The sequence below is a fragment of the Lelliottia amnigena genome (assembly GCF_019047465.1).
Taxonomy (GTDB): Bacteria; Pseudomonadota; Gammaproteobacteria; order Enterobacterales; family Enterobacteriaceae; genus Enterobacter; species Enterobacter amnigenus.
This window is the reverse complement of the sequence record NZ_CP077236.1, coordinates 4,289,129-4,310,753: the sequence shown is the minus strand read 5'-3', so window position 1 is coordinate 4,310,753 and position 21,625 is coordinate 4,289,129. Positions and strand designations below refer to the sequence as shown.

Sequence of the window (21,625 nt, the reverse complement as noted above, 5' to 3'; positions counted from 1 at the left end):
CCTTATTAACGCTGGTACTACTCCCGCTCACATGACCCTTTTAGCACTCGGCATCAACCACAAAACGGCCCCTGTTGCGTTGCGAGAACGTGTTACGTTTTCGCCGGATACGCTCGACCAGGCGCTGGACAGCCTGCTTGCGCAACCGATGGTGCAGGGCGGCGTGGTGCTCTCGACGTGTAACCGTACTGAGCTATACCTGAGCGTTGAAGAACAGGATAACCTCCACGAAGCGCTGATTCGCTGGTTATGCGAATACCATAATCTGAACGAAGACGAGCTGCGTGCCAGCGTGTACTGGCATCAGGATAACGATGCGGTCAGTCATCTCATGCGCGTCGCCAGCGGTCTTGACTCACTGGTGCTCGGCGAGCCGCAAATTCTGGGTCAGGTGAAAAAAGCCTTTGCGGATTCTCAGAAAGGCCATTTAAAAGCCAGCGATTTGGAACGCATGTTCCAGAAATCCTTCTCCGTCGCCAAGCGAGTGCGAACCGAAACCGACATTGGTGCCAGTGCGGTTTCGGTTGCTTTCGCTGCCTGTACGCTTGCGCGTCAGATCTTCGAATCCCTCTCAACCGTTACCGTGCTGCTCGTTGGCGCAGGGGAGACGATTGAGCTGGTGGCGCGTCATCTGCGTGAGCACAAGGTCAAGCATATGATCATCGCCAACCGTACGCGGGAACGCGCGCAGGTTCTGGCGGATGAAGTGGGCGCAGAAGTTATCGCGCTAAGCGATATTGATGAACGCCTGAAAGACGCTGACATTATTATCAGTTCAACCGCCAGCCCGCTGCCGATCATCGGTAAAGGGATGGTGGAACGTGCGCTCAAATCGCGCCGTAACCAGCCGATGCTGCTGGTGGACATCGCCGTCCCGCGTGATGTCGAGCCGGAAGTGGGCAAGCTGGCGAACGCCTATCTGTATAGCGTTGACGATCTGCAAAGCATCATTTCGCACAACCTTGCGCAACGCAAAGCGGCCGCTGTTCAGGCCGAAACCATCGTTGAGCAGGAATCGGGCGAATTTATGGCCTGGCTGCGTGCGCAAAGCGCCAGCGAGACCATCCGTGAGTATCGCGGTCAGGCGGAGCTTGTGCGCGACGATCTGACGGCCAAAGCGATGGCGGCCCTCGAACAGGGTGGCGATCCGCAGGTAATTATGCAGGACCTGGCGTGGAAACTGACCAACCGGTTAATTCATGCTCCAACCAAATCACTTCAACAGGCTGCCCGTAACGGGGATGATGAACGCCTGACTATTCTGCGCAACAGCCTCGGGCTGGAATAGCGCCACACACCCATTTTCTATTACAAGGTGCATTTTACGCCTATGAAGCCCTCTATCGTCGCCAAACTGGAAGCTCTGCACGAGCGCCACGAAGAAGTTCAGGCCTTGCTCGGCGATGCCGCGACTATTGCAGATCAGGATCGTTTTCGCGCGCTGTCGCGTGAATATGCGCAGCTAAGCGATGTTTCGCGCTGCTTTACCGACTGGCAGCAGGTTCAGGAAGATATTGAAACCGCGCAGATGATGCTCGACGATCCTGAAATGCGCGAGATGGCGCAAGAAGAGCTGCAGGAAGCCAAAGCCCGTGCAGAAGAGATGGAGCAACAGCTTCAGGTTCTGCTGCTGCCGAAAGATCCCGATGACGAGCGCAACGCGTTTGTCGAAGTCCGCGCCGGTACAGGCGGGGATGAAGCCGCGCTGTTCGCCGGCGATCTGTTCCGCATGTACAGCCGTTACGCAGAATCGCGTCGCTGGCGTGTCGAAATCATGAGCGCCAACGAAGGCGAGCATGGCGGATATAAAGAAGTGATCGCTAAAATCAGCGGTGAAGGCGTTTATGGTCGTCTGAAGTTTGAATCCGGCGGACACCGCGTACAGCGCGTTCCGGCCACGGAATCACAGGGCCGTATCCACACCTCCGCCTGTACCGTTGCAGTGATGCCGGAAGTGCCCGAAGCTGAACTGCCGGATATTAATCCAGGCGATTTGCGTATCGACACCTTCCGTTCATCCGGCGCGGGCGGTCAGCACGTTAACACCACCGACTCTGCTATCCGTATTACCCACTTGCCGACCGGGATTGTGGTGGAATGTCAGGACGAGCGCTCCCAGCACAAAAACAAAGCCAAAGCACTGTCGGTATTGGGGTCGCGTATTCGCGCGGCAGAAATTGCCAAACGTCAGCAGGCCGAAGCCTCAACCCGTCGTAACCTGTTGGGCAGCGGCGATCGTAGCGACCGTAACCGCACCTACAACTTCCCGCAGGGGCGCGTGACCGACCACCGTATCAACCTGACCATTTACCGTCTGGACGAAACCATGGAAGGCAAACTTGATTCGCTGATTGAGCCCATCGTGCAGGAATATCAGGCCGATCAGCTGGCGGCACTGGCAGATCAAGACTAATGGATTTTCAGCACTGGTTACGCGTTGCGATCGCCGAGCTTAGCGAAAGCGAAAGCCCGCGGCGTGACGCTGAAATCTTGCTGGAACATGTTACCGGCAAAGCGCGGACCTTTATTCTGGCATTTGGTGAAACGGCGTTGACGGCGGATCAGCATGCGCAGCTTTCCGCTCTGTTGTCGCGTCGCAAAGCGGGTGAACCCGTTGCGCACCTGACGGGAGAACGCGAATTTTGGTCGCTGCCGCTGTATGTTTCTGCGGCCACGCTGATCCCGCGCCCGGATACCGAATGTCTGGTTGAACACGCGCTTGCGCGTCTTCCCGCAACGGCCTGCCGGATCCTCGATTTAGGGACTGGAACCGGTGCGATAGCGCTGGCGCTGGCGAGCGAGCGTCCGGATTGTCAGGTCACTGCCGTTGACGTGATGCCCGATGCCGTCGCGCTCGCGTTGCGTAACGCGGCGCGTCTCGGTTTCAACAACGTTAAGATCCAACAAAGCAGTTGGTTTGACGCGCTCGTCGGCCAGCAGTTTGACATGATTGTCAGCAATCCGCCGTATATTGATGAATGCGATCCCCATCTGTCGCAGGGCGATGTACGCTTTGAACCGCTCACGGCGTTAGTGGCGGCAGATGAAGGCTTAGCGGATATTGCGCATATTGTGACGGTGTCACGTCAGTACCTTACCGCTGGCGGCTGGCTGTTGATTGAACACGGCTGGACACAGGCCGAGGCGGTACGCGCGCTGTTTACTCAGGCAGGTTATGAACGGGTCGAAACCTGTCAGGACTACGGTGGCAATGACCGTTTAACGCTGGGCAAAATGGCATGAGTATGTTCAGCGTTCTGATTTATGCGCATATTGCCGCCGTTACGCTAACCATCAGCTTTTTCGTGCTGCGTTACTGGTGGCGCTACAGCAACAATTCACTCATTGACGCCCGATGGGTGCGCGTGGTGCCCCACTGTATCGACACGGTGCTGTTCCTTTCTGGCGCGGGTTTGATGTGGGTCACGGGCTATCTGCCATTTACTGATAAAGGCACATGGCTGACTGAGAAGCTGTTTGGCGTTATCATCTACATCGTTTTGGGTTTTATCGCGCTTGGGCGTCGTCGTCCGCGCAGCCAGCAGGCCGGATTTATTGCCTTTCTGCTGGGGCTGGTGGTGCTGTACATCATCATTAAACTCGCCACCACAAGAATACCGTTACTGGGGTAAGTCATGAAGTCCTTAGCCGATTTCGAATTTAATAAAGTCCCGCTTTGCGATGGGATGGTCCTGATATCGGAGATGATCCGCGACGATTTCACATCAGAGTGGGTCTACGATGAACTGGAAAGCCTGGTGAGCCTGGCGCGTGAAGAGATTACTCAGGCGCGTTCTCAGGAGTGGCAACTGGAAAAACTGATCGAGCTGTTTTACGGCGAATGGGGCTTTTGCGACACGCGTGGCGTGTACCGCCTTTCCGATGCGCTTTGGCTGGATGAGGTACTGAAACACCGTCAGGGCAGCGCAGTGGCCTTAGGGGCTGTTCTGCTGTGGGTCGCGAACCGTCTGGATATTCCGCTGGTTCCGGTTATCTTCCCGACGCAGCTGATTTTGCGCGCGGAATCGCTGGACGGTGAGATGTGGTTAATCAACCCGTTCAACGGCGACACGCTTGACGAACACACGCTGGATGTCTGGCTGAAAGGCAATATCAGCCCGGTTGCTGAGCTTTTCAATGAAGATCTCGATGAGGCTGACAACGCTGAAGTCGTTCGCAAGCTGCTTGATACGTTGAAATCTGCGCTCATGGAAGAACGGCAGATGGAACTGGCATTACGCGCCAGCGAGGTGCTGCTTCAGTTCAATCCGGAAGATCCGTATGAGATCCGCGATCGCGGGCTTATCTACGCACAGCTGGATTGCGATCACGTTGCGCTGACGGATTTGAACTACTTCGTTGAGCAGTGCCCGGAAGACCCGATAAGCGAAATGATTCGCGCGCAGATCAATTCGATCGCGCATAAACACATTACACTGCATTAATCTTAATTCCGATTCACACCTGAATAAGGCGATCCTATGAAACAAAAAGTGGTTAGCATTGGTGATATCAACGTGGCAAACGACCTGCCGTTCGTGCTGTTTGGCGGTATGAACGTTCTGGAATCCCGTGACCTCGCGATGCGCATCTGCGAACACTACGTGACCGTAACTCAGAAACTGGGTATCCCGTATGTGTTTAAAGCCTCTTTTGACAAAGCCAACCGCTCCTCTATCAACTCTTACCGTGGCCCAGGCCTGGAAGAGGGGATGAAGATTTTCCAGGAGCTGAAACAGACGTTTGGCGTGAAAGTGATCACCGATGTACATGAAGCGTCACAGGCTCAGCCTGTCGCGGAAGTGGTTGATGTGATTCAGCTTCCGGCATTCCTCGCGCGCCAGACCGATCTGGTGGAAGCGATGGCGAAAACCGGCGCGGTGATCAACGTTAAAAAACCACAGTTCGTCAGCCCAGGCCAGATGGGTAACATCGTTGATAAGTTTATCGAAGGTGGCAACGACCAAATTATCCTGTGTGATCGTGGCGCTAACTTTGGCTACGACAACCTGGTTGTGGACATGCTGGGCTTCAGCGTGATGAAGAAAGTCTCCAACAACTCACCGGTAATCTTTGACGTAACGCACGCCCTGCAATGCCGCGACCCGTTTGGCGCAGCATCCAGCGGTCGTCGTGGTCAGGTGACTGAACTGGCACGTGCGGGCATGGCAACGGGTATCGCCGGCCTGTTCATCGAAGCGCACCCGGATCCAGCCAACGCGAAATGCGACGGCCCGTCCGCGCTGCCGCTGGATAAGCTGGAACCGTTCCTGAAGCAAATCAAAGCGATTGACGATCTGGTTAAAAGCTTCGACGAGCTGGATACCAGCAACTAACGCGTCCCGCGATACAAAGCAAAACGGCAACCCCAGGGTTGCCGTTTTTCGTTTGAAGCTATCAGTCTCAGGCGAAGATTGTCATCAGATAAGCGATAAACAGCGCCATATGTGCTGCACCGTTGAGCACGTTCGTACGTCCGGTAGAGAACGAAATCTGACACAGTAACAATGACGCCACCATGACAATCATTTCTGGCGCACCCAGCGCAAACTGCAGCTCATTGCCGGTCATAAAGGCAATCATTGTCACGACAGGAACGGTCAATGAAATCGTTGCCAGCACAGAGCCAAAGAACAAATTCATTGCGCGCTGAACCTGGTTGCTCAGTACCGCTTTCAGTGCACCCAACCCTTCTGGCGAGAGAATTAACAGGGCTACCAGGAAGCCGGTAAACGCAACAGGCGCATTCAATTCGGTCAACAGCGTTTCAAGCGGATTGGCATTCATCTTGGTCACGGCAATCACCGCAATCAGATGCACGATCAGCCAAACGGTGTGCCACAGGCTGCTATGCGCGGAGGGCTTACCGTGATGCGGGTCATCGCCGTCATCTTCATGCTCGTAGACGAACAGGCTTTGGTGCGTTTTGGTCTGAATCAGCAGGAACACGCCGTACATGGCGGCAGAGATGAGCGCGACCAGCAGGGCCTGACCGGAGGTGAAATTCGCACCCGGCAGTGCCATTGGAAATACCAGAACGATAATTGCCAGCGGAAACAGGGCAATCAGATACTGTTTAATTCCAAACAAATTCACGTACTGGGTCGCAAATTTTTGTCCGCCCAGCAATAACGAAAAGCCCACCAGACCGCCGGTCACAATCATAATGATGGAGTAAAGCGTATCGCGCATCAGCGTTGGCGCGGCGTCGCCGGTCGCCATTAATGCGGAAATTAAACTGACTTCGAGGATAACGACGGAAAGGCTTAAAATCAGCGAGCCGTAAGGCTCTCCAAGACGGTGTGCCAGAACATCGGCGTGTCGTACTACGCTAAAGGCGCTAAACAAAATACCTACCAGAGCAAGAGCATTAATCCCGACGACCACTGGCAATGACTGACTGCTTCCTAAGAAGAAGAGCACAGCCAGTGCCACGACCGGGAAAATGAGTGACGTCTCCTTGTGGCGGGTTTTTACCGCCTCCTGTGTTGTTGTCATGCGATTCTCCGTCAATGCAGATGATTGTAATTATAGAGTGAAATTCAAGCCCACTAAACTAACAGAAAACGGGTAAATTCCTGCGAATTTTTACCTAATTTTACGACATGAGGATATTTTTTGCCTAAGTGCTCATAATGGTGCATTTATTGAAAATACATCCTAATTAACAGCATATTAAGATGTTGTATTTAACACGAATGTCATATTGCTGGCAGGGTTGCACACTATCGACCACACTTATTATTTTCGTGAAAAGAGAGGTTAGCGATGCCTTATAAATCGAAAAGTGATTTACCCGATAGCGTACAGCATGTGCTGCCACCGCATGCGCAGGATATTTACAAAGAAGCGTTTAACAGTGCCTGGGATCAATACAAAGACAAAGACGATCGCCGGGACGATGCCAGCCGCGAAGAGACCGCGCATCGCGTTGCCTGGGCTGCGGTTAAACATGATTATGAAAAAGGTGAGGATGATAAATGGCACAAAAAGAGATAGTGGCCACATGATGAGCCACCTCTGTTTGGACATTTCTGGCTGTTGAACTTCCGTTGTATTGCATCCGGCCCGTTATTTGCTTATCGTTTATTAACTGCTGTCAAAATGAGCAGTCAATACAATGCCGGGAAGGCGCTAACAGTTGTCGCAAGGAAGCAAGCAGTGGCGGAGGTGTAAGGTGTTAACGCGTGATTTCTTGTTGAACGCAGATTGTAAAACGGCATTTGGTGACATAGAAGAATCGCTTCTCTGGTCAGCCGAACAGCGCGCAGCGTCGCTTGCGGCGACGATGGCCTGCCGTCCTGATAATGGCCCGGTCTGGATATTTGGCTATGGCTCGCTGATGTGGAACCCCGCGCTGGAGTACCGGGAATCCGCAACGGGTACGCTACCCGGCTGGCATCGCGCGTTTTGTTTGCGCCTGACGGCTGGACGCGGCAGTGCCTGTCAGCCAGGCCGGATGCTTGCACTGAAAGAGGGCGGGCGCACCACGGGCGTGGCCTACCGTTTGCCGGACGACACGCTGGAAGACGAGCTGACCCTGTTGTGGAAGCGCGAGATGATCACCGGCTGCTATATGCCGAGCTGGTGCAAGCTGCAACTTGACGACGGACGCACCGTCAATGCGCTGGTGTTTATCATGGACCCGCGTCATGCGCTGTACGAAGCCGACACGCGCACACAGGTGATTGCGCCGTTGATTGCCGCGGCCAGTGGCCCGCTGGGCACCAACGCAGAGTATGTATTCTCGCTTGATCAAGAGCTGGCACGGTTGGGAATGAAAGATGACTGCCTGAACGAACTGGTGTCGAAAATCAAAACGTTGTTGGACGGAGAATCTCACGAAGCGTCGTTACGCCCAGGGTTCGCCTGATAAAAAAAGCCCGGTTGCGTTAAGCATCCGGGCCATATCCTTCACTATCAAGCTATCAAGCTATCAAGCTATCAAGCTATCAAGCTATCAAGCTGTCAAGCTGCAACGTAACTTACGGAATGCTCAAGAGACTGGCTGTGACTGTCGATCAACACATCCCATGTGCCGGTATAAGGCACCGTTAGCCACGCATTGTCTTTATTCTGCACGCTTAAAATATCCGCCTGCGACGACTTCTGTGCTTTTGTGCTCATCAAATGAATATGGCAGCGCTCTGAGCAACGCACCACGACTGTATCCCCGCCAAACAGTTTCAAACTTGTTTTTACCAGTGCCATTATTTACCCCGTAGTCCGAAAACAACGCTCTCCCTGCGGTTAATCCTGAGCGTGATGTTGTTCACAATTCACTCATGGCATAACACCAAAGGGGAAGGGTCGGGATGCTGATTTTGATCAAAAAATGGCATAACGATTAAACAAAAATGACAAAATGCCTGAAAGGGATTAGCTGGCGCGTATTTGAACAGGCAAATACGCGCCGTCATAACATTAAATGCGGAAATGGCCGGCCGTTTCAGCCAGGTCGCCCGCCTGGCTCTGCAATGCGCCTGCCGCCGCGGCGGATTCCACTACCAGTTCGGCGTTCTGCTGCACCATGCGATCGAGATGCGTCACGGCATGATTAATCTCGTGAATGCCTTTCATCTGTTCGCTGGTCGCCACCGAAATCTCGCGCATAATCCCCGACACGCTGCCAATGCTGGCGCGGATCTCATCCATGCTTTCACCGGCAAGATGAACATAGCGCGAACCGGTTGCCACGCTGTGAGCGGTCGAATCGATCAGCGTTTTGATCTCTTTCGCGGCCTGCGCACTGCGGCTCGCCAGACTACGGACTTCACCGGCGACAACAGCAAAACCGCGACCTTGTTCACCCGCACGAGCAGCTTCAACCGCTGCGTTCAGCGCCAGAATGTTGGTCTGGAACGCAATTCCGTCGATAACGCTGGTGATGTCGCCGATCTTTGCAGAAGCCACTTCAATTGACTGCATGGTGGTGATGGCTTGTGAAACCACTTCGCCCCCGCGCGATGCGGCAGCAGAGGCTTTGCTGGCCTGATCGTTGGCCTCGGCGGCGGACTCATTAGACTGCGTCACAGACGCGGTAATTTGCTCGACCGCACTGGCGGTTTCACGCAGGCTGGAGGCTGCTTGCTCGGTACGTCCCGAAAGATCCTGGTTTCCGGCGGCAATTTCGCGCGCCGCATTTTTCACCGAGGCGCTGGCATCACGCAGTTGTACCATCACCGTGGAGAGCTTATCGCTAAAGGCGTTAAACGCATGGGCGATTTCCGCCACTTCGTCCTGGCCATTTTCCGGCAAGCGCTGAGACAGGTCGTTCGTCCCGTTCGCGATGGCGTGCATGGCATCACGAACGTCTGACAGACGTTTCAGCAAGCGGGCGATGACGAAATGAATAATGGCTCCGCTGAGCAACACCAGAATCACCAGCGACAGGCCAGAGGCTTTCAGCAGGGAACGCATACCCGATGTTGCATCGCTGCTGTCGAGGGCGACCACCAACAGCCAGTGGGTGCCTGCGATCGGCGTGGCGATAAAGGTTTTCTCGACGCCCGCTAATGTCCCGTCGATTGCTGCACCTTTTTTCAGGTCGTTCAAATCGACATTTTTGATGGCTTCGGAAAACGGCTTCATTGTTTGAGCCGGATCGTTTGCGGCAATCACCGTTCCGTCGCTGTCGATCAGCAACCCGCTGCTGGCAGGCGTAGGATGGATACCGCGAACGTTCGCGACGACGCTGTCCATCGCCACGTCTCCGGCGACGACCGCTTTCAGCTCACCGTTCTCTTTCACCGGCACGGCAAACGTCACCACCAGTTTAGCCGTTCCGGCATCCACGTAAGGCGCCGTCACGACGGGCGCATCGGCGGTTACCACCTGCTGATACCACGGACGCACGGTCGGATCGTAATCAGCCGGTACGCCTTCAGGATCGGAGAATTTCGCCGTTTTACTGGCGTAGCCGACGTAAACGTTGGTGAATCCCCCCGCCTTGGCCAGCTGTTTAAACACCGGCACCGGGTCGTCATTGAGGGCCACGGATTGCGCAGAAGCAATTACCGTGAGCTTGCTGTTCACCCAGTCGGCAATGGCAATATTATGGCTGGCGCTGGTACTGGCGAGGATATCGCGCTGAGATTGCTGGTTATCCTGTCGCGTGACGTAGAAGTTAATGAAGGTATTAAGAACAAGGGCAACGACCAGACAGCCTGTCGTTGCGGCGATAATACGAGCGCGGATTGATCTGAACATACGTTAATACCTGCTGAGTTGACTTAAGGTTCGTATCGGCAACTCAGCGGGGAACTTGATGATGCAACCGCGTCCATAAGAAAATAATATTATCTGAGGTTTATTATTAAAAAGTTAATACTTTATCGGCGGCCAGCGTCCATTCGGCTAATTCAACCAGTGTGCCAATTTCCACGCCCTCGATCAGCGGCAAAGACGTAATCCCGCGTCCGTCAGTGCAGGTCTTGCACAGCTTCACCGGAACATCCTGCGCGGTGAGGATCTCCAGCATCTGCTGGATGTTATACCCCTCGGCAGGTTTCTGTCCTTTTAGCCCGGCAGTCACGGCATCCGACATCAAAAACAGCCGCAGGTCCAGCGCGCTCTCCCGATCGCGTAAAGCAATCGCCAGTCGCAGACTGTTAAAAAGGGATTCACTTCCGTAAGCCGCACCGTTGGCGACGATAACGATTTTCTGCATGTTCACTCCAGTTTCATAAAGGGGCACGGATATTGCTTAGCTCTGAGGATAAAAACGATCCGGGAGAGTAAGCATGACGAACATCTACGGCAGTCCACCCGGCGCAACCGAATGGCTTCAGCGCGCAAAGCGGATGCGCAAACAACAGTTCAGCAACCTGGCGCAGCTCGGCGAACTGGTGAGCTGCATCAGCACGCTCGCCCACATGCTACAGTGCGAACGCGGAGCGTCAAATATCTGGCTCTGCTCGCAGGGGAAGCTCTACGCCGCCGAGTGTAAAGCCAGCCGGGCATTAGCGGATCAAAATCTGGCCGCATTTCACGTTGCGCTGGCGCAGCAGTCGCCTTTTTCAGGCAGCGCCGTCTGCGAGCGTATCGCCAGCGCCCTCCATCAGCTTGAGCAGTTGGGTCCGCTGCGGGAGGCGGTCGTTTCGCGCAGCATCAAAGCGCATCTGGCGATGGAACAATACAGCCGTACGCTGCGCCATGTCCTCAGTATCATTCCTCAGCTCAATGACAGCATTGACGATCCGCAAATAGCGAGTCGATTTGTGGCGCTGTATAGCCTGATGCAGGGCAAAGAGCTGGCGGGGCAGGAGCGCGCGCTGGGGGCGATTGGTTTCACCGAGGGGCATTTCAGCGATGACATGCGCCAGACTCTGGTCGACCGCATCGATGCTCAGCAAGCCTGTTTTGACGTTTTCCTGTCGCGCGTCCAGCCTGACGTGCAGACCACGTTTGATCGCCACTGCTTGCCCGGTGTCGAAACTGAACAGCTGCGCCGGGTCGCCTGTACCCGCCAGCCTGCCGCCGATCAGGGCGCGACCGCGCTCAACTGGTTTGCGCTGCAAACGGCGCGTCTTGAACATCTTCGCGCCCTTGAAGAGGTCATGATTGCCGATCTGATGCACGCCGTCGAAGCGCGAATGCATTCAGATAATGAATCTTTTGAGTTTTTTGACGAGACGGATGATCCGTTCACACACTGGCCCGACAAACCGCTCCTGTCGCTGGTGCGTCAGCAGACGCGAGAAATCGAATTACTGTCCCGCCAGCTTGCCTCGCTGCGCGACACCCTTGAGGAGCGCAAAACCATCGATAAAGCGAAAAGCGTGCTTATGACGCATCAAAATATGAGCGAAGAACAGGCGTGGTATGCCCTGCGAAAAATGGCGATGGATAAGAATCAGCGCATGGTGGATATCGCACGTGCGCTGCTCACGGTCAAGACGCTGTGGCAGGTAATACCAAAGGAGTAGATGCACAATCGGTGGGCATTGTTTGCATGATTGAGGTGCGAAAAACGGGGGCAACAGCGTGAAAACCGCCTGACTAAGGCGTTAAAACCTGGCATCCGCTTTGCATTATTACATTAACAAATTTTAACGACGCGCCAACGGCGGTGCGTTCGTTTTCAGGATAAAGGCGTCCAGCAATGCTTCGGCATTGACGGGCGCTTTTTTTTGGCTTTTTTTCGGGAGTGAGCATGGTGAACTGGACGAGACGGCGATTTTTACAGGCAAGCGCAATAGCAGGCGGGGCGATGCTGCTTCCAGGCGTCATGCACTCCGCGTGGGCGGCAGGCTCGGATAAACCGGAGCTGGAGACGGTGCGTGTGGGCTTTATCCCCTTAACCGACTGCGCGCCGTTGGTGATCGCCGCGCTAAAAGGTTTTGATAAAAAATACGGCATTACGATTGTCCCGACAAAAGAAGCCAGCTGGGCCGCAGTGCGCGACAAACTGGTCGCCGGTGAACTGGATGCAGCACACATTCTGTATGGCCTGCTGTACGGACTGGAGCTGGGTATCGCCGGTAAACCGCAGCCGATGGCCAATTTGATGACGCTGAACCACAACGGTCAGGCAATCACGCTTTCAAACGATCTGCTGGATAAAGGTGTACGCGACGTTGATGGGCTGAAAAAGCTGATTCAGCAACAGGCACCCGGCACTTACAGTTTCGCCCATACCTTCCCAACCGGCACGCACGCCATGTGGCTCTATTACTGGCTGGCCAGCGCGGGCATTAATCCCTTTGACGATGTGCGCACCGTGGTCGTTCCGCCGCCACAGATGGTGATGAACATGCGCATCGGCAACATGGTCGGCTTTTGCGTCGGCGAGCCGTGGAACGCCCGCGCTATCAACGACCGAATCGGCTTTACCGCCGCGACCTCACAGTCCATCTGGCCGGAACATCCGGAGAAAATTCTCGGCACGCGCCGCGACTGGGTTGAGAAAAATCCGCACACCGCGCGAGCGTTGGTCAGCGCCGTGATGGAGGCAGCGCGCTGGATTGATGCCTCACCGGAAAATAAACGTGAAACGGCGCTCATTCTGTCGCGTCGCGCCTGGCTCAACACCAAAGAGCAGTATCTCACCGGGCGCATGCTGGGCGAATACGATAACGGCATCGGCCAGCGCTGGCAGGATGCCCATCCGATTCGTTTCTTCAACGACGGCGCGGTCAGCTATCCGTGGCACTCCGACGGCATGTGGTTCCTGACCCAGTTCCGCCGCTGGGGGCTACTGAAAACCGAACCGGATTACGCCGGAATTGCACAGCGCATCAATCAGACCGCTATCTGGCAGGACGCCGCTACCGCCGTGGGCGGGATAGGCACGCCGTCGTCACCGATGCGCAGCAGCACACTCATGGACGGCACCGTCTGGAACGGCACCGATCCCGAAGGCTACGCCAGTCGCTTCGCCATTCACCGTAAAGGGGCATGAAATGAAACAGATGCAAACTACACAGATCGTGGCTGAAAAGCCCGTTAGCGGCGAAGTCATTACGCTGCCACCGGTTCAGGTTCGTCGCCGCACACCGGCATTTGCCCGCCGGATAAACGAATTCCTCCAGCGCGTGATCCCGGCGTTTCTTGGCCTGGGATTGCTGGTGGTGGTATGGCAACTGGCCGCGATCAACAGCAAAGGTTTCCCTACGCCGCTCAGCACGCTGGATTCCGCTATCACGCTGTTTGCCGACCCGTTTTACCGTGACGGACCGAACGACATGGGGATTGGCTGGAACATTCTCGCCTCGCTCCAGCGCGTGGCGATTGGGTTCGGTCTGGCGGCGATTGTCGGCATTCCGCTCGGTTTTCTGATTGGTCGATTCACCTTTTTCTCGCGCATGTTCACCCCGCTGATCGCGCTTCTGCGTCCGGTCAGCCCGCTGGCGTGGCTGCCGATCGGTCTGCTGCTGTTTCAGAAAGCGGAGCCGGCGTCGAGCTGGACCATTTTCATCTGTTCCATCTGGCCGATGGTGATCAATACCGCCGAAGGGGTGCGCCGGATCCCGCAGGACTACCTCAACGTTGCGCGCGTATTGCAACTTTCTGAGTGGACCATCATGCGCCGCATTCTGTTTCCTGCCGTATTGCCCGCAGTGCTGACGGGCGTGCGGCTCTCAATTGGCATTGCGTGGCTGGTGATTGTTGCCGCCGAAATGCTGACCGGGGGATTAGGGATCGGCTTCTGGATCTGGAACGAGTGGAACAACCTTAACGTTGAAAACATTCTCATCGCCATTGTCATCATCGGCGTGGTCGGGTTGCTGCTGGAGCAGGGGCTGATGCTGATCGCCCGGCGTTTTAGCTGGCAGGAAAAATAAGGAACGAACATGAAACCATTAATTCAGGTACAGGGCGTGAGCCAGCGTTTTTCCACGGCCAGCGGCGAGTTTCTGGCGCTGCAAAACGTCTCTTTTGATATCCACGAAGGTGAAACCGTTAGCCTGATTGGCCACTCCGGCTGCGGCAAATCTACGCTGCTGAACCTTATCGCCGGGATTACGTTCCCCACGGAGGGCGGGCTGATTTGTGATAACCGCGAAATCGCCGGACCAGGCCCGGAACGCGCGGTGGTGTTCCAGAACCACTCGTTGCTGCCGTGGCTGACCTGTTTCGACAACGTGGCGCTGGCGGTCGATCAGGTTTTCCGCCGCACCATGAGCAAAGCGGAGCGCAAAGCGTGGATCGAGCACAATCTCGACCGCGTGCAAATGGGTCATGCGTTGCATAAACGTCCGGGGGAAATCTCCGGCGGGATGAAGCAGCGCGTGGGTATTGCGCGGGCGCTGGCGATGAAGCCAAAAGTGCTGCTGATGGATGAGCCTTTTGGCGCGCTGGATGCGTTGACCCGCGCACATCTGCAGGATTCGGTCATGAAAATCCAGCAGGAGCTGAACACCACTATCGTACTGATCACCCACGATGTGGACGAAGCAGTGCTTCTCTCCGATCGCGTGCTGATGATGACCAACGGCCCGGCGGCCACGGTGGGCGAGATTTTGCAGGTTGATTTGCCGCGTCCGCGCAATCGCGTGCAACTGGCTGAAGACAGCCGCTATCACCACATGCGCCAGCAGGTTCTGCGTTTCCTCTACGAAAAACAGCCGAAAGCGGCCTGAGGAGCTAACGATGCGACTGGTCATTATTGGTAACGGCATGGCAGCAACGCGACTGATCGAGTCGCTGACCGAACGTGCACCCGGTCGCTTCATCATTACCGTGATCGGCGAGGAGGCCGAGCCTGCGTACAACCGCATTCAGCTTTCGCCGGTGCTGGGCGGCGAAAAACAGGCGGCCGCCACGCGGTTTCATGATGACGCCTGGTATCAGGCGCGTGGCGTGACGGTGATGACCGGTGAAAGGGTGACGGCGGTGGATCTGGCCGCGCGGGAAATCCACACGGCACAGCGGTCTGTGCGCTGGGATGAACTGGTATTTGCCACCGGTTCGCAGCCGTTCATTCCGCCCGTGTCGGGCAGTGACGGGGCGAACGTGTTTACCTTTCGCACGTTAAAAGACGTGGACACCATTCTGGCCGCGACCGGTCCAGTTGTGGTGCTTGGCGGTGGCGTGCTGGGCGTCGAAGCCGCCGCCGCGCTACGTCATTCTTGTGACAACGTCACGATTGTGCATCGCGGGCCGTGGCTGATGGAACAGCAGCTTGACCAGCAGACCGGCGCGCTGCTGGAGCAGGCGTTAAAAGAGCGGGGAATTGACTGCGAACTGGCGTCGGGGATCACCAACATCACATCTCATACCGTGACGCTCTCTGACGGGCGCACGCGTGCGGCCACGCGCGTAGTGCTGGCGACCGGCGTAGTACCCAATGCCTCACTGGCGAAAGCCAGCGGGCTGTTGTGTGCCAAAGGGATCGTGGTGGACAGCCTGATGCAAACCTCACATCCCGGCGTCAGTGCCATTGGCGAATGCAGCGAAATTAACGGCCAGACGTGGGGACTGGTCGCGCCATGCCTGGCGCAGGCCGATATTTTGGCTGCCCGACTGGCAGGCAAAATCTGCGCCGCATTTACCCCCTGCGACAGCGGCATGCGCCTGAAAGTGACCGGCATTGAGCTGTTCAGCGCCGGTTGCGTGACGGCGCAGGCGGGTGATGACCTCTGGACGTCGTGGGACCCGCTGACGCGTCATTACCGGCGCTTATTGATTCGCAACGGCACGCTTGCGGGCGTGCTGATCTTTGGCGATTGCCGCAGTGCGGCGACGCTCACCGATTTACTGGCAAAGCCGGTGCCCGCTCAGGCGGACTGGCTGTTCGATCGATTCACTACGCAACCCCAGGTTGCAGGACAGAACGCTATGACAAAACCTACTCTGGTGGTGGTTGGACACGGTATGGTCGGCCACCATTTTCTCGAAGATTGCGTGAACCGCAATTTGCATCAGCATTATCAGATTGTCGTGTTTGGCGAAGAGCGCTATGCGGCCTACGACCGTGTGCATCTTTCAGCCTATTTTGACGATCGTAATCCCGATTCACTCTCACTGGTGCAAGGTGATTTCTTTGCCGGGAATGGCATTGAGCTGCGTCTTTCGCAGCAAATTGTCGATATTGACCGCGAGGCGCGGGTGGTGCGCACCGCCAGTGGCCATGAAACCCACTGGGACAAACTGGTGCTGGCGACGGGATCGTATCCGTTTGTGCCGCCCGTGTCGGGTCGCGATCTGCCGGGCTGTTTTGTCTATCGCACGCTGGACGATTTAGACAGTATCGCGGCGCATGCAGCCCATGCGCGACGCGGCGTGGTGATTGGCGGCGGTCTGCTAGGGCTGGAAGCGGCGAACGCGCTCAAGCAGCTGGGACTGGACACGGACGTTGTTGAATTCGCCCCGAACCTGATGGCGGTTCAGCTTGATAACGACGGTGCGGCGATGCTGCGCCGCAAAATTGAAGCCCTCGGCGTTGGCGTGCACACCAGTAAATCGACAACTGAAATCGCCCGCACCGATGACGGTCTGGTGCTGCGTTTTGCCGATGGCGGCGAGCTGAACACCGATATGGTGGTCTTTTCCGCCGGGATCCGCCCGCAGGACGCGCTGGCGCGTATCAGCGGATTAACCCTTGGCGAACGCGGCGGGATTTGTATCGATCACCACTGCCGCACCTCGGATGAAGACGTGTTTGCCATTGGCGAATGTGCGCTGTGGGAAGGTAAAATCTTTGGCCTGGTGGCGCCTGGCTATCAGATGGCTCGCGTGGCGGCAGCACAGCTTGCCGGGGAAGAACACGCTTTTGCGGGCGCGGACATGAGCACCAAACTGAAGCTGCTGGGTGTGGACGTCGCCTCTTTTGGCGATGCGCATGGCCGCACGCCCGGCGCGCAAAGTTATCAGTGGACGCACGGTCCGCAGCAAATCTACAAAAAAATTGTGGTCAGTGAAGACGGTAAAACTCTGCTCGGCGGTGTGCTGGTGGGGGATGCCGCCGAATACGCGACGCTGGTACAGATGATGCTCAACGGCATCAGCCTGCCGAAAGATCCTGAAACGCTGATTTTACCCGCCGTTGCGGGGAGTACGCCCAAAGTACTTGGTGTCGCCGCACTGCCGGACAGCGCGCAGATCTGCTCCTGTCATAACGTCAGTAAAAGTGATATCTGCCAGGCGGTGAGCGCCGGGGCAACGGACATCGGCGCGGTTAAACAGTGCACCAAAGCCGCCACCGGCTGTGGCGGGTGTAGCGCGCTGGTCAAACAGGTCATGGAGTTCCAGCTGGCGGCGCAGGGCGTGGAGGTGAAAAAAGATATCTGCGAACACTTCGCCTATTCGCGTCAGGAAATTTATCACCTGGTGCGCGTCAACCGCATCCATACGTTTGAACAGCTGATTGCCCGCTACGGGCACGGCCACGGCTGCGAAATTTGTAAGCCGCTGGTCGGATCGGTGCTGGCGTCGTGCTGGAATGAATATCTGCTCAAACCTGCGCATCTGCCGCTCCAGGACACCAACGACCGCTATTTTGCCAATATTCAAAAAGACGGCACGTATTCGATTGTCCCGCGCATGCCTGCCGGTGAAGTCAGTGCTGACGGGCTGATCGCCATCGGGCAAATCGCGAAGCGTTATCAGCTGTACAGCAAAATTACCGGCGGTCAGCGAATCGACCTGTTTGGCGCGACGCTGGAACAGCTACCCGAAATCTGGCAGGCGATGGTCGAAGCCGGATTTGAGACCGGGCACGCCTACGGGAAATCGCTGCGTACCGTGAAATCGTGCGTCGGGTCGACGTGGTGTCGTTACGGCGTGCAGGATTCAACGGGTCTGGCCGTGACGCTGGAGCATCGCTATAAGGGCCTGCGCGCGCCGCACAAAATCAAAATGGCGGTGTCAGGTTGCACCCGGGAATGCGCCGAAGCCCAGAGTAAAGACGTCGGCGTGATTGCAACCGACAAGGGCTGGAACCTGTATCTGTGCGGTAACGGCGGCATGAAACCGCGCCATGCAGATCTGTTTGCCAGCGATCTGGATGACGAAACCCTGCTGCGCACCGTGGATCGTTTCCTGATGTTTTACATCCGCACTGCCGATCGTCTGCAACGCACCAGCACCTGGATGGACAATCTGGAGGGCGGCATCGAGTATCTGCGCGATGTGATCATGAATGACAGTCTGGGGATTGCCTACGAACTGGAGCAGGAGATGGCGCGGATTGTCGACACGTATCAATGCGAATGGCAAACCACGCTCGCCGATCCAAACCGTCTGGCGCTGTTCCGTACCCGCGTGAATGCGCCGGTGACGGAAGCCTTCAAGCGCTGGCAGGAAATTTGTGAAGTCGACGAAATCCCGGAACATGCGGGCATTGGCGCACATCTTGGTGAACAGCAAATCGCGCTGTTCCGATTCGGCAAAGCCGTGTATGCGCTGGAAGATATCGAGCCGGGCAGCAGCGCCAGCGTGCTGTCGCGCGGGATTCTGGGGGATGCGAGCGGCGAGCCGATCGTTATCTCGCCGCTGTACAAACAGCGTATCCGCCTGCGCGACGGGCGACAGGTGGACAGCGGCGAACCGGCGGTACGCGCCTGGCCGGTGAAAATTGAAGCCGGCAAAGTGTGGGTGAGCAGCGACGAGCTGGTGATGCGTGCGGAGGCTTCATGACCCAAACCCGAACGACGTGCCCGTATTGCGGTGTCGGCTGTGGCGTGGTGGCAAGCGTAAACAATGGCGAAGTGCGCGTGCGCGGTGACGAAACGCATCCGGCGAATGACGGCAGATTGTGTGTGAAAGGTTCGGCGCTGGGGGAAACAACCGGCCTGGAAGGGCGTTTATTGCGCCCGATGATCGACGATCGTGAGGTTGACTGGTCACAGGCACTGGCGACGGCGGGCGAGCGTTTACGGGAGATTATCGCGACTGACGGCCCGCAGTCCGTGGCGTTTTATGCCTCCGGGCAGCTCCTGACGGAAGATTACTACGCGGCCAACAAGCTGATGAAGGGATTCATTGGCGCGGCGAATATCGACACCAATTCGCGGCTGTGCATGTCCTCGGCCGTGACCGGCTATAAGCGCGCGTTTGGTGAAGATATCGTGCCATGCAGCTACGACGATATCGAAAAGACCGATCTGGTGGTGCTGGTGGGGTCGAATGCCGCCTGGACGCATCCGGTGCTTTATCAACGGCTGGTGCAGGCGCGCGCCGCTAATCCAGCATTAAAGGTGGTGGTTATCGATCCCCGCAAAACCGCGACCTGTGATATCGCCGATCTGCATCTCCCGTTGCTGCCGGGCAGCGATGCAGGATTGTTTGTCGGACTGCTTAATCATATTCAGGACGAAAATAGCTGGCCAACGCCGCGCGTGGCGGCATTTTGCGGGTTAGCGGTTGCAGAGGTTGAGACATTTTATCAGTGGTTCACCACCGCGCGGCGCGCCGTCACGCTCTACACCATGGGCATCAACCAGTCGTCGAGCGGGAGCGATAAGTGCAACGCAATTATTAACGTCCATATCGCCAGCGGGAAATTTGCCCGCGAAGGCTGCGGCCCATTTTCGTTGACCGGACAGCCTAATGCGATGGGCGGGCGAGAAGTGGGTGGGCTGGCAAACCAGCTGGCCGCACACATGAGTTTTGAACCGGATGATCTCTCACGCGTGGCCCGCTTCTGGGGAACTGAAAGGCTGGCGCAGACGCCGGGGCTGATGGCGGTCGACCTGTTTGATGCCATTGCGCGTGGAGAAGTGAAAGCCGTGTGGATTATGGGCACGAATCCTGCCGTTTCGCTTCCCGATAGCCACGCCGTATGTCAGGCGCTGGCGGCATGCCCGCTGGTGATCGTCTCGGAAGTGATGCGCGATACGGACACCAGCCGCTTTGCGCATATCCGGTTTCCGGCGCTGGGCTGGGGCGAGAAAAATGGGACGGTCACAAACTCTGAACGCCGGATTTCGCGCCAGCGCGCGTTTTTGCCCGCGCCGGGAGAGGCAAAACCGGACTGGTGGATTATCGCTGAGATAGCCAAAAAACTGGGTTACGGTGCCGCGTTTAACTGGCAGCATCCGCAGGAAATTTTCTGCGAACACGCCGCGCTGTCGGCGTTTGAAAATGCGGGCGCACGGGCGTTTAACTTAAGTGACCTTGTCACGTTAACGCGCCAGCAGTGGGATGATTTAGAACCCTATCAATGGGCTACAGGTGAAATACCGGTGCGGCGAATTATCCCGGTCGAGCCGGAACATCATGGCGCGATGCCCGATGCGCTTTATCCGTTGATTCTGAACAGCGGTCGCGTGCGCGATCAGTGGCACACCATGACCCGCACGGGCTACGTTCCACGGTTGATGCAGCATATCGCCGAACCGCAGGTGGACGTTTCGGCGGCGGATGCGCGACGTTTTGCGCTGCAAGACGGACAACTGGCGCGCCTGAGTTCGCCGCGCGGGGTGATGGTCGCGCGCGTGCATGTGACTGCGGGGCAACGCGACGGCGAAGCGTTTACCCCGATGCACTGGAATAACCGCTTTGCACGTCAGGGGAAAGTGAACGCGCTGGTGGAAGGGCGTTGCGATCCGCATTCCGGTCAGCCCGAAAGCAAACAAACGGCGGTGAGGATTATGCCGTGGCAGCCAGGATGGCAGGGCGAACTTTACGCGCGCGAGCTGCCTGAACTGCCCGCTTTTGCCCACTGGTGGCGCAAAGCCACGGTGGGTGTTGAACGTCTTACGCTGGCGAGCGACAAAGCGCTGTCAGAGGTGATTCTGGCGCAGTGTAGCGCGCGGGGCTGGCAGTTACAGATTGCCCAGACCGGCGAGCGTAGCAGCATGCTGGCATGGCATAACGGCGATCTGATGCTGGGATTTTGGGAAGGGAAAACGCGGCCAGCACTGGCACATGATTTTATTGCATCGGCGTTTCAAACGCCGCCTGCTGAACGCGTTGAACGTCATGCGTTGTTGGACGGACAAAACCCTGGCGAGCGTAAAGACCCTGGACGGATAATCTGTAGCTGCTTTAGCGTGGGAGAAAACACAATCCGTGAGGCCATCGCGGGCGGGTGTGATTCGGCAGCGGCGCTGGGGGCGACATTACGCTGCGGGACGAACTGCGGGTCGTGCGTGCCGGAGCTTAAAGGGTTGATTGCCGAAGGGAGTACGGCGGCATTAATGCAGCGGTAAATATCTTCACAAAATCTGGAGCTCAACGC

General features: G+C 56.6%; 18 protein-coding genes. 14 read left to right on the top strand and 4 right to left on the bottom strand.

Annotated elements, in window-relative coordinates:
- Window positions 1-31 precede the first annotated feature (31 nt).
- Genes hemA through kdsA form a run of 6 tightly spaced genes read left to right on the top strand, consistent with a single transcriptional unit; the run spans window position 32 to window position 5,336 of the window.
- Window positions 32-1,288: a glutamyl-tRNA reductase gene (hemA, locus tag I6L74_RS20375; RefSeq protein WP_059179779.1), complete on the top strand. Its 1,257-nt coding sequence runs from the start codon at window positions 32-34 to the stop codon at window positions 1,286-1,288.
- A 42-nt stretch (window positions 1,289-1,330) separates the two neighbouring features.
- Window positions 1,331-2,413, top strand: coding sequence for a peptide chain release factor 1 (prfA, locus tag I6L74_RS20370; RefSeq protein ID WP_059179780.1), 1,083 nt, complete (start codon window positions 1,331-1,333; stop codon window positions 2,411-2,413).
- Window positions 2,413-3,243 carry a peptide chain release factor N(5)-glutamine methyltransferase gene (gene prmC / locus I6L74_RS20365; RefSeq protein ID WP_059179781.1) on the top strand — a complete coding sequence of 277 codons (831 nt, stop codon included), beginning with the start codon at window positions 2,413-2,415 and terminating at the stop codon, window positions 3,241-3,243. The genes prfA and prmC overlap by 1 nt, the downstream gene beginning before the upstream one ends.
- A complete protein-coding gene (sirB2, locus tag I6L74_RS20360) occupies window positions 3,240-3,632 on the top strand; it encodes an invasion regulator SirB2 (protein ID WP_059179782.1) in 393 nt (130 codons plus the stop codon). Before prmC ends, sirB2 begins: the two co-directional genes overlap by 4 nt.
- A gap of 3 nt (window positions 3,633-3,635) precedes the next feature.
- Window positions 3,636-4,445, top strand: coding sequence for an invasion regulator SirB1 (gene sirB1 / locus I6L74_RS20355; protein ID WP_059179783.1), 810 nt, complete (start codon window positions 3,636-3,638; stop codon window positions 4,443-4,445).
- A 36-nt stretch (window positions 4,446-4,481) separates the two neighbouring features.
- The gene (gene kdsA / locus I6L74_RS20350) at window positions 4,482-5,336 is read left to right on the top strand and encodes a 3-deoxy-8-phosphooctulonate synthase (protein WP_012017716.1); all 855 of its coding nucleotides are present in this window, start codon (window positions 4,482-4,484) and stop codon (window positions 5,334-5,336) included.
- Window positions 5,337-5,403: 67 nt separating this feature from the next.
- Here the strand turns inward: kdsA and chaA are convergent, their stop codons facing one another.
- The gene (gene chaA / locus I6L74_RS20345; RefSeq protein ID WP_059179784.1) at window positions 5,404-6,498 is read right to left on the bottom strand and encodes a sodium-potassium/proton antiporter ChaA; all 1,095 of its coding nucleotides are present in this window, start codon (window positions 6,496-6,498) and stop codon (window positions 5,404-5,406) included.
- Between the two features lie 270 nt (window positions 6,499-6,768).
- Here chaA and chaB point away from each other — a divergent pair, with 270 nt between their 5' ends.
- Entirely contained in the window at window positions 6,769-6,999 is a 231-nt protein-coding gene (gene chaB, locus I6L74_RS20340) for a putative cation transport regulator ChaB (RefSeq protein ID WP_059179785.1), read from the top strand.
- Between the two features lie 178 nt (window positions 7,000-7,177).
- The gene (locus tag I6L74_RS20335) at window positions 7,178-7,873 is read left to right on the top strand and encodes a gamma-glutamylcyclotransferase (RefSeq protein ID WP_059179786.1); all 696 of its coding nucleotides are present in this window, start codon (window positions 7,178-7,180) and stop codon (window positions 7,871-7,873) included.
- Window positions 7,874-7,968: 95 nt separating this feature from the next.
- Here the strand turns inward: I6L74_RS20335 and I6L74_RS20330 are convergent, their stop codons facing one another.
- The 3 genes from I6L74_RS20330 to I6L74_RS20320 all read right to left on the bottom strand — a co-directional run bounded on the left by I6L74_RS20330 (window position 7,969) and on the right by I6L74_RS20320 (window position 10,669).
- Complete coding sequence (locus I6L74_RS20330) at window positions 7,969-8,211, bottom strand: DUF1883 domain-containing protein (protein ID WP_012017712.1); 243 nt, start codon at window positions 8,209-8,211, stop codon at window positions 7,969-7,971.
- Between the two features lie 213 nt (window positions 8,212-8,424).
- Window positions 8,425-10,209 carry a methyl-accepting chemotaxis protein gene (locus tag I6L74_RS20325; protein WP_059179787.1) on the bottom strand — a complete coding sequence of 595 codons (1,785 nt, stop codon included), beginning with the start codon at window positions 10,207-10,209 and terminating at the stop codon, window positions 8,425-8,427.
- 106 nt (window positions 10,210-10,315) lie between these two features.
- Complete coding sequence (locus tag I6L74_RS20320) at window positions 10,316-10,669, bottom strand: DsrE/DsrF/TusD sulfur relay family protein (RefSeq protein WP_059179788.1); 354 nt, start codon at window positions 10,667-10,669, stop codon at window positions 10,316-10,318.
- Between the two features lie 73 nt (window positions 10,670-10,742).
- Between I6L74_RS20320 and nasR the strand changes: the two genes are divergently transcribed.
- From nasR to I6L74_RS20290, 6 genes are all read left to right on the top strand, one after another.
- On the top strand, window positions 10,743-11,927 hold the full coding sequence (gene nasR / locus I6L74_RS20315) for a nitrate regulatory protein NasR (protein WP_059179789.1): 1,185 nt from the start codon (window positions 10,743-10,745) through the stop codon (window positions 11,925-11,927).
- Between the two features lie 227 nt (window positions 11,928-12,154).
- A complete protein-coding gene (locus I6L74_RS20310) occupies window positions 12,155-13,402 on the top strand; it encodes a CmpA/NrtA family ABC transporter substrate-binding protein (RefSeq protein ID WP_059179790.1) in 1,248 nt (415 codons plus the stop codon).
- 1 nt (window position 13,403) lies between these two features.
- Entirely contained in the window at window positions 13,404-14,285 is an 882-nt protein-coding gene (gene ntrB / locus I6L74_RS20305) for a nitrate ABC transporter permease (RefSeq protein ID WP_059179791.1), read from the top strand.
- A 9-nt stretch (window positions 14,286-14,294) separates the two neighbouring features.
- Window positions 14,295-15,083, top strand: coding sequence for an ABC transporter ATP-binding protein (locus tag I6L74_RS20300; protein ID WP_059179792.1), 789 nt, complete (start codon window positions 14,295-14,297; stop codon window positions 15,081-15,083).
- 10 nt (window positions 15,084-15,093) lie between these two features.
- On the top strand, window positions 15,094-19,080 hold the full coding sequence (gene nirB / locus I6L74_RS20295; RefSeq protein ID WP_072241908.1) for a nitrite reductase large subunit NirB: 3,987 nt from the start codon (window positions 15,094-15,096) through the stop codon (window positions 19,078-19,080).
- On the top strand, window positions 19,077-21,596 hold the full coding sequence (locus I6L74_RS20290) for a nitrate reductase (protein ID WP_059179793.1): 2,520 nt from the start codon (window positions 19,077-19,079) through the stop codon (window positions 21,594-21,596). The genes nirB and I6L74_RS20290 overlap by 4 nt, the downstream gene beginning before the upstream one ends.
- Window positions 21,597-21,625 lie beyond the last annotated feature (29 nt).